Source organism: Kitasatospora putterlickiae (assembly GCF_039527695.1).
GTDB classification, from domain to species: domain Bacteria; phylum Actinomycetota; class Actinomycetes; order Streptomycetales; family Streptomycetaceae; genus Kitasatospora; species Kitasatospora putterlickiae.
This window is the reverse complement of sequence record NZ_BAAAKJ010000461.1, coordinates 1-5660: the sequence shown is the minus strand read 5'-3', so window position 1 is coordinate 5660 and position 5660 is coordinate 1. Positions and strand designations below refer to the sequence as shown.

Here is a 5660-nt window from a genome sequence, read left to right as displayed (position 1 = left end):
GCCGGCCCCGGCCCCGGCCGCGCGCGGCGCACCGGCGGGCGCCCGCGCGCGCTGCTGGCCGGCATTGGCGTCCAGAACCTCAGCCTGCTCGGCGCCCTCGCCCTGGTCCTCACCGTCTTCGGCCTGCTCGACGACAACTACCTCGACTGGACCAACATCCAGGTGATCGCCGAGGCCGCGACCATCACCGGCCTGCTCGCCGTCGTCCAGACGGTCGTGATCATCTGCGGCGGCCTGGACATCTCGGTCGGCTCGCAGGCCGGCCTCGCCTCGGTGGTCAGCGCCATGGCCTTCACCTCGGCCGGCTCGAACGCCCTCGCCGGGACGGCCGCCGCGGTGGCGGTCGGCGTCCTGGTCGGCGTCGTCAACGGCGTCGTCATCGTCCACGGCCGGGTCAACGCGACCATCGCCACCCTGGCCGGCCTCGCCGCCTACAAGGGCATCGCCCAACTCGTCTCCGACGGACGGGCGCAGGGCTACGTGCTCGGCGACCCGGTGTTCGTCTTCCTCGGCCGCGGCCGGATCGCCGGACTGCCGGTGATGGTCTGGATCCTGATCCTCGTCGCGCTCGCCGTGCACGTCCTGCTCACCTACACCGACATCGGCCGCAACCTCTACGCGATCGGCGGCAACGACACCGCCGCCCGGCTGGCCGGCATCGCGATCAACAAGTACCTGGTCGCCGTCTACGCCCTGATCGGCGCGGTCGCCGCGCTCGCCGGCATCCTGCTCACCGCCCGCACCGGCTCCGGCCAGCCGGTCTCCGGCAGCGAGGGCCTGGAACTCAAGGCGATCACCGCCGCCGCCCTCGGCGGCTGCGCGCTCAAGGGCGGCCGGGGCGGCATCGGCGGCACCCTGCTGGCCGTCGCCCTGCTCGGCGCGCTGGAGAACGGCCTCACCGTCGAAGGCGTCAACGCCTTCTGGCAGAACGTCGCCCAGGGTTCCCTGCTGGTGGCGGCGGTGGTCGTGCAGCAGTCCCGCTCCGGCGACCGCGCGGTCGGCCTGCCCGGCTAGCCGGGGCCCCTCTCAGTCCGTCGGGACCGGTGCCACGACCAGTTCGCCGACGGTCTCCGCCAGGACGGTGCGGGCCTCGGCGCCGAGACCCGAGTCGGTGACGAACACGTCGACCTCGTCCAGCGCGGCGAACCCGCTGAGCGCGACCACGCCCCACTTGGTGTGGTCGGCCACCACGGCGACCCGGCGCGCGGAGGCGATCAGCGCCCGGTTGGTCTGTGCCTCGGCGAGGTTGGGCGTGGTCAGACCGGCCTTCTCGCAGACCCCGTGGGCCCCGAGGATCAGCAGGTCGACGTGGAGCGAGCGGACCGCCTGGTCGGCCAGCGGACCGACCAGCGCCGCCGAGGGGGTGGGCGAGCCGCCGGTCAGCAGCAGCGTCGGCGCGCCCGCCGTCGGCTCGTCGCCGGTGGAGCGGATCAGCTCCGCGACCGGCAGCGAGTTGGTGACCACGGTGAGGCGCGGGACGTGCAGCAGCCGGGCGGCGACCGCGTACGCCGTGGTGCCCGCCGCGACCGCGACCACGCTGCCCGGCTCCACCAGGGTCGCCGCGGCCTCCGCCACGGCGGCCTTCGCGGCCGACTCCAGCACCGACTTCGCCTCGAACCCCGGCTCGTCGATGGCGGTGCCCGAGGCGGCGACGGCCCCGCCGTGCACCTTCTTCACCACGCCCGAGCGCTCCAGGGCGTCGAGGTCGCGGCGCACGGTCATGTCGGAGACGCCCAGCTGCTCGACCAGCTCGGCGACGCGCACGGCCCCGCTGCGGCGCACCATCTCGGCGATCATCGCCTGCCGCTGATGGGCCAGCAGCCCGCTGTCGGCCAAGGCCCCACTCCCTCACACACCGTCGCCCCCAGGACCGGACGGTCCGCGAGTCCGTCAAGGATACTGGCCGCCCGCGCACGGCCGACCGCCGAGGCGGCGTCCCGCATGCTGGAAACCCGATCTCCGCCCGGCTCGTCCGGAGGCAGAATCCTCCTATGGGAAAGACCTACGAGAAGATCGACGACCGCCTGCGCGCGTTCATCGAGGCACAGCCCGTCTTCTTCGTGGCGACCGCGCCGCTCGCCGCCGACGGGCACGTCAACCTGTCACCCAAGGGCCGTGCCGGGACCCTCGCCGTGCTCGACGAACTCACCCTCGCCTACCTGGACTTCGGCGGCTCGGGGGCGGAGACCGTGGCCCATGTGCGGGAGAACGGGCGGATCACCCTGATGTGGTGCGCCTTCGACGGCCCGCCGAAGATCCTGCGGGTGCACGGCCAGGGCGAGGCGGTGTTCCGTGACGACCCGCGCTTCGCCGGGCTGCTCGCGCGCTTCGACCCGGCGGCGGACGGGGCCTCGCTGCGCGCGATCGTGCTGGTGAGGGCCGAGCGGGTCGGCGACTCCTGCGGCTACGCCGTTCCGCTGATGGACTACCGCGAGGACCGGGACCTGCACGCGCAGTACTTCGGCCGGCAGACGGAGGAGGAGTTCAGCGCCTACTGCGAGCGCAAGCCGCACGTGGCCAGCAGCCTCGACGGCCTGCCGGCGATCCCGCTGCCGCTCCCGGCCCGCCCCGGACCCGCCGGCTGACCGGCGGGCTTCCCGGGGCACCCGCGCGCCGAACGCACGACGCCGCTGGACTCCGGCCGGCCCTTCGCGGGCCCGGCCGAGTGCAGCGGCGTTGTCGTGGCGCTCCCCGGGGCGGGGAGGCGGCGGGGTCTTACTTGGTCAGACCGGCCTTGACGGAGCACACCGGCCAGGCGCCGGGGCCCTGCGAGGCGAGGACCTTCTCGCCGATGGCGATCTGCTGCGCCTTGGTGGCCTGGTGGGCCTGCGGGGCGTAGGCGGTGCCACCGAAGGCGGCCCAGGTGCTGGAGGTGAACTGCAGGCCGCCGTAGAAGCCGTTGCCCGAGTTGATGGCCCAGTTGCCGGTGGCCTCGCACTGGGCGACCTTGTCCCACACGGAGGCCGGGGCGGCGGAGGCGCCGTTGGCCGCGACGAGGCCGGCCACCGGCAGGGCGGTGAGCGCCCCGGCCATCAGAGCCATCCGGACGCGGTTGCGACGCTTGGTGGCGGTGGTGGTGGCAGCGGTGGTCTCGTTACGGAAGGTCATGGGATTCCTTTCGGAGAGGGTTTGCGAGCGCGCGGAACCAGGCCCTCGGAAGGCCGTCGGTTTCGGGGACACGCTGCTCGCGTGGTTCGGCACCGTGCTGCTCCTGGGCGGTGAGGCCCTGGTGAGCGGCTTGCTCGGTGCAACGCATTCGAAGTTACGGGGGCTGGGGGGCTGTTTCAAGGAATCGCAGGTTTAGCCACGTCAGAGCGGGGTTACCGGTAGTAAGGATCAAGGAAATGGGCTGATTTGAAGGCAAATGTCCCGATTTTCAAGATCAAACCTTCGCGGAAAGTGGCCTGGGCCACGTCCGGGGCCCTGTGAGGCCGCGCACACGGTCGACGGCGGGTGACGAACCCTCGCCGCGCCGTGCGCGAATCCGGCCGTCCGGCGGTCCGGCGGAGACGGTCCGGGTGGCCCCCGCCACAGCCCTCACCCGTCGAGCCCCCTGCCGTCACCCACGGTGTCCGCAATAGCCTCGGCCCATGAGCAACGAGAGTGATGCGGACCGGGACGAGGCGGCCTTCGAGCCGGGGGAGCCGGGGGAGCCGGGGGAACCGGACCCGGTGGCGGCCCCGGCCGGGTTCGAGCTGGGCACCGACGGTCCCACGATGATCCTGGCGGGCCTGGACGGCTCGGACTCCTCCTGGCGGGCCACCGCCTACGCGGCCGGCCTGGCCAGGAGGCAGGGCGCCACACTGGCGATCGCCTACGTCCAGCCGGTCCTGGGGGCGGCCACCGCCCTGGCCGGCGCGGCCGTCGAGGAGACCACCCGGGAGATCGCCGAGGAGCTGCTCACCGCGATCCGCGAGGCCGAGCACCGGCTGCGCGACGTCTGGCGGGTGGACTGGCGGTTCCTGACCGTGCGCGGCGACCCGTTCACGGGGCTGGCGCGGCTGGCGGACGAGCTGCGGGCCGACGGCGTGGTGGTCGGCGCCTCCGAGCAGGCCGGGCACCGGGTGATCGGCTCGGTCGCGGTGCGGCTGGTCAAGGCGGGCCGCTGGCCGGTCACCGTGGTCCCGTAGGCGCGCGGCAGAGCGTACGCGGGAGAGGGCTGCGCCCCCGGGGGTTCCGGGGGCGCAGCCCTGTGCGGTGCGGAGGGGCGCCGGCTCGGAGCCGGCGCGGGCGGACGTCGGTCAGAGGATGGAGAGACCGTTGCCGCAGACGTTGATCGGGATGCTGATCGGGATCTGGATCTGGTTGCCGGACAGCACGCCCGGCGAGTTGGTCACCACGCCGTTGGCGTAGGCGCCGCCCTCGTTGATACAGGTGGTGCCACCGCCCTGGAAGGAGGTGGGGGACTCGTGGTGCGCGGGGGAGTGGTGCGCCGGCTGGTGGTGTACGGGCTCGTCGCAGTCGCCCGCGAAGGCGGGGCCGGCGGACAGGACCGCCAGCGCGGCGCTGAGACCGGCGGCGAGCAGGTACTTCCTGGTGTTGGTCATGCCGAAGGAATAGCCAGCCGACACGCTGAGGACGACATAATCCGACCATCCGATCACCCGATCGCAGTCGGGATCGCACACCGATGCAGGAGCGCCGCCACCCGCCCGGACCACCCGCCTGGCGCGCCCGCCCCTCATCCAGCCCCCTGATCCTCCCTGTCGGCCTCCCCCTTGTCCCACCCCTTGTCCCGCCCCTCGTCCCCCTCCGGACCCGGGCCGGAACGGGACCCCCGCCCCGTGCGCCCGGGACGGCCGCTCCCCGACCCTCGATGCACGGCGACGGCCCGGAACGAGCAGGCCCGGTTGCCCCGCCGCCACCACGGCACGAACGGGAGACCCGCATGTACGCACACTGGGGCACCTTCACCAAGAACGACACCCTCGCCGACTGCCTCGGTCTGGCCCAGACCGCGCTGCTGCGCCAGGGCTTCCAGGTCTGGGACCTCGCCGGCGACGGCGACTACCAGGTGATCGGCGGCACCTCGGACGTCATCGCCACCATCGTCTGCGTCCCGCAGTCCGGCAACATCTGGCTGACCGTCAGCGCCTACTCCACCGACTCGGCGCTCGCCGAGCGCACCCGCAACGACGTGCGCGCGTACATCGTCAACTCGGTCCGCATCGACTGAGCGGACCGAACAGGCCGAAGGGGCGTGCCGGTGCCGAAAGGGAGCAGGGCCGAGCCGCCGACGGAGGAGCCGGCACCGCGCCCGCCGACCGTCGGCGCCGGGCCGGAGCGCGCCGGCGGCCCCGGAGACGAGCGACCGGAGAGATGCGCCGGACGGCGGGCCCCGGGGCGGCGGGCCCGGCCCCGGGGCCCGCACCGGCCCGGCGATAGGGTGCGGGACCATGACGGACACCTCGGTCGATCCGCCCCGGACGCCGCGCCGCCGCCCCACCGCTACAGGCGAGTTGACGCGCCCCGCCGCCCGGCCGGCCCACCGCACCGGCCGCCGGACGGACGACGCGAACGCCACCACCGCCGCCACCCGCTCCGACGCGGGCCCGTCCGGCACCGACCTGCACCTCGACCTGCCCGCCACCGGCAGCCGCCGGTCCGCCCTGATGACCGCCCTGCGCGAGGCGATCCGCAGCGGACGCCTCGCCCCCGGC

Annotated in this window: 7 protein-coding genes and 1 pseudogene; 5 read left to right on the top strand and 3 right to left on the bottom strand. The window is 74.0% G+C overall.

The window, feature by feature from the left end; all coding sequences use genetic code 11:
- The coding region (locus tag ABD308_RS36905; RefSeq protein ID WP_344344679.1) for an ABC transporter permease at positions 1 to 1014 on the top strand (1014 nt) is incomplete at its 5' end.
- Positions 1015 to 1026: 12 nt separating this feature from the next.
- Here ABD308_RS36905 and ABD308_RS36900 read toward each other — a convergent pair.
- Entirely contained in the window at positions 1027 to 1797 is a 771-nt protein-coding gene (locus tag ABD308_RS36900; protein ID WP_425554950.1) for a DeoR/GlpR family DNA-binding transcription regulator, read from the bottom strand.
- Between the two features lie 194 nt (positions 1798 to 1991).
- Between ABD308_RS36900 and ABD308_RS36895 the strand changes: the two genes are divergently transcribed.
- Complete coding sequence (locus ABD308_RS36895) at positions 1992 to 2585, top strand: pyridoxamine 5'-phosphate oxidase family protein (protein ID WP_344344675.1); 594 nt, start codon at positions 1992 to 1994, stop codon at positions 2583 to 2585.
- A 130-nt stretch (positions 2586 to 2715) separates the two neighbouring features.
- Here ABD308_RS36895 and ABD308_RS36890 read toward each other — a convergent pair whose 3' ends face one another.
- Positions 2716 to 3108 (bottom strand): transglycosylase family protein, encoded by a 393-nt coding sequence (locus ABD308_RS36890; protein ID WP_344344673.1) that lies wholly within the window; start codon positions 3106 to 3108, stop codon positions 2716 to 2718.
- A 608-nt stretch (positions 3109 to 3716) separates the two neighbouring features.
- On the opposite strand from ABD308_RS36890, the gene ABD308_RS36885 reads away from it, so the two are divergent.
- Entirely contained in the window at positions 3717 to 4130 is a 414-nt protein-coding gene (locus ABD308_RS36885) for a universal stress protein (protein WP_344344681.1), read from the top strand.
- Positions 4131 to 4241: 111 nt separating this feature from the next.
- Here the strand turns inward: ABD308_RS36885 and ABD308_RS36880 are convergent, their stop codons facing one another.
- Positions 4242 to 4547 carry a chaplin family protein gene (locus ABD308_RS36880; protein ID WP_344344671.1) on the bottom strand — a complete coding sequence of 102 codons (306 nt, stop codon included), beginning with the start codon at positions 4545 to 4547 and terminating at the stop codon, positions 4242 to 4244.
- A 341-nt stretch (positions 4548 to 4888) separates the two neighbouring features.
- Between ABD308_RS36880 and ABD308_RS36875 the strand changes: the two genes are divergently transcribed.
- Together ABD308_RS36875 and ABD308_RS36870 are read left to right on the top strand one after the other, a co-directional pair.
- Positions 4889 to 5176, top strand: coding sequence for a hypothetical protein (locus ABD308_RS36875; RefSeq protein ID WP_344344669.1), 288 nt, complete (start codon positions 4889 to 4891; stop codon positions 5174 to 5176).
- 220 nt (positions 5177 to 5396) lie between these two features.
- Positions 5397 to 5660: pseudogene (locus tag ABD308_RS36870) on the top strand (hypothetical protein); the annotation flags it as partial.

Excerpts from the sequence above, each read along its gene's own strand:
- ABD308_RS36900 (WP_425554950.1), bottom strand. The coding sequence starts at position 1,797 with ATGATCGCCGAGATGGTGCGCCGCAGCGGGGCCGTGCGCGTCGCCGAG.
- ABD308_RS36895 (WP_344344675.1), top strand. The coding sequence starts at position 1,992 with ATGGGAAAGACCTACGAGAAGATCGACGACCGCCTGCGCGCGTTCATC.
- ABD308_RS36890 (WP_344344673.1), bottom strand. The coding sequence starts at position 3,108 with ATGACCTTCCGTAACGAGACCACCGCTGCCACCACCACCGCCACCAAG.
- ABD308_RS36885 (WP_344344681.1), top strand. The coding sequence starts at position 3,717 with ATGATCCTGGCGGGCCTGGACGGCTCGGACTCCTCCTGGCGGGCCACC.
- ABD308_RS36880 (WP_344344671.1), bottom strand. The coding sequence starts at position 4,547 with ATGACCAACACCAGGAAGTACCTGCTCGCCGCCGGTCTCAGCGCCGCG.
- ABD308_RS36875 (WP_344344669.1), top strand. The coding sequence starts at position 4,889 with ATGTACGCACACTGGGGCACCTTCACCAAGAACGACACCCTCGCCGAC.